The organism is Aneurinibacillus danicus (assembly GCF_007991215.1).
Lineage (GTDB): Bacteria > Bacillota > Bacilli > Aneurinibacillales > Aneurinibacillaceae > Aneurinibacillus > Aneurinibacillus danicus.
Genome location: NZ_BJXX01000257.1, coordinates 1 through 1,584, shown reverse-complemented (window position 1 = coordinate 1,584; position 1,584 = coordinate 1). Strand labels below are relative to the sequence as shown.

General features: G+C 52.8%; 1 protein-coding gene. It reads right to left on the bottom strand.

Annotated elements, in window-relative coordinates; genetic code table 11:
• Window positions 1–116: 116 nt before the first annotated feature.
• Window positions 117–1,334, bottom strand: coding sequence for an IS110 family RNA-guided transposase (locus ADA01nite_RS21575; RefSeq protein WP_146812481.1), 1,218 nt, complete (start codon window positions 1,332–1,334; stop codon window positions 117–119).
• Window positions 1,335–1,584 lie beyond the last annotated feature (250 nt).

The window sequence follows — 1,584 nt, the reverse complement described above, 5'->3', positions numbered from 1 at the left end:
TATCCTGAAAATAAACTCATTGCACGAACTGAAAAAAGGCAATACGAAACTAACCCGGGCACACCCGCTTTTTAAAAAAGGGGCCGGGCAGCGGAAGAAGGAGTCTCCTGTATCAATTACGCAATGGATTCGACGGTCACCTTGTATCCGAGAGATTCTAGTTTCTTGACGGATTGTTTGATGACAGCATCCCGTTTACGTTCTTCGTAATAGGTAGGACCCAATTCAATATATGGCTGCTTTCGCTTGAGAATGTGAAAGACAATGGTCAGAATGCTGTGTGCCACGGCCACGGCCGCACGGTTTGCTCCTCTTCGGGCGGCGATACGGTGATATTGACTGGAAAGGTACGTGTTCTTGGTGCGGGCGGCCGCTCTCGCAGCTTCCACCAGAGCGCTTCTCAGTTTTTGGTTCCCTTTGCGTGTGCGTCCCGACTTTCGTTTCCCTGCGCTTTCGTTGTTCCCTGGAGCCAGTCCCGCCCATGAACACAAATGAGCGGCGGAGGGAAACGGGTCCATCGTGTGCCCGACTTCCGCCAAAATCTGTTCCGCCGTGCGCCGACCCACTCCAGGAATCGTGTCCAACCGCTCCAGGTCCTCCTCAAAAGGGAGCATTCGCGCCTTTACTTCTTCATCCAGTCTCGCAATTTCGGCATCCAGAAAATCGATGTGCCGCAGTTGGGTTTTCAGCATCAATTTTTGATGCGGTCCGATGAGTCCGTTCAGCGCCCGCTTCAACTCCGCTTTCTTCTGTTTTAGCTTGCGCTGTGCCAGTTCGGAAAGGATCTCGGGGTCCTCTTCCCCGGCAATGATGGCCTCCAGCATGGCCCGGCCCGATTTGCCGAGCACATCGGTGGCGACCGAAGACAGCTTGATGTTGGCTCCTTCGAGTACCTTTTGGATCCGGTTCGCTTCCCGGGCTCGTTCGTCAATGAGGCTCCGGCGGTAGCGAATCAACTCCCGTAGTTCCCGCTGATCCCGGGAAGGAATGTAGCTTCCCTGCAGAAGGCCATGGCGTAACAGACCGGCAATCCATTCGGCATCTTTGACATCCGTTTTGCGTCCCGGTACATTCTTCATGTGCCTGGCGTTCACGACCAGGGTTTGCATGCCTTCCAACTCAAGCAGGTTGTACACCGGCTTCCAGAAAGAAGCCGTACTTTCCATCGCGACATGAGTGCAACCTTTCTCTTTTATCCAATCAACCAGCGCGAGTAGATCATCGGTCATCGTGGAAAACGTGCGAATCTCTTTGCCTTCCGGAGTGATGATGCAGGCGACCACATTCTTCTTATGAACATCAAGGCCACAGCAATGAGGGTAAACAACTTCCATGGGTCATTCTCCTTTGCAGCGGTAAAAATTGAAGAGCTGGTGCAACAACCATTCAGGGTCATTCTATCCTGCGTGCTTCCGCGGAGGGAGCAACAATCTGTGGTGCACCTGGTCGTTGAAGTCAGTCTATACCACGGACTCGAGGCACCAAGGAACAACGACCTGCCTTCGCCAGCCGCAAATAAATTATACAGCATACACCTCATTTTCATCATCTGTTGGTGCTGCGTTAGCGGCATGAGTGTCTATA

Coding starts and splice junctions, on each gene's coding strand:
- ADA01nite_RS21575 (WP_146812481.1), bottom strand. CDS start 1,334: ATGGAAGTTGTTTACCCTCATTGCTGTGGCCTTGATGTTCATAAGAAG.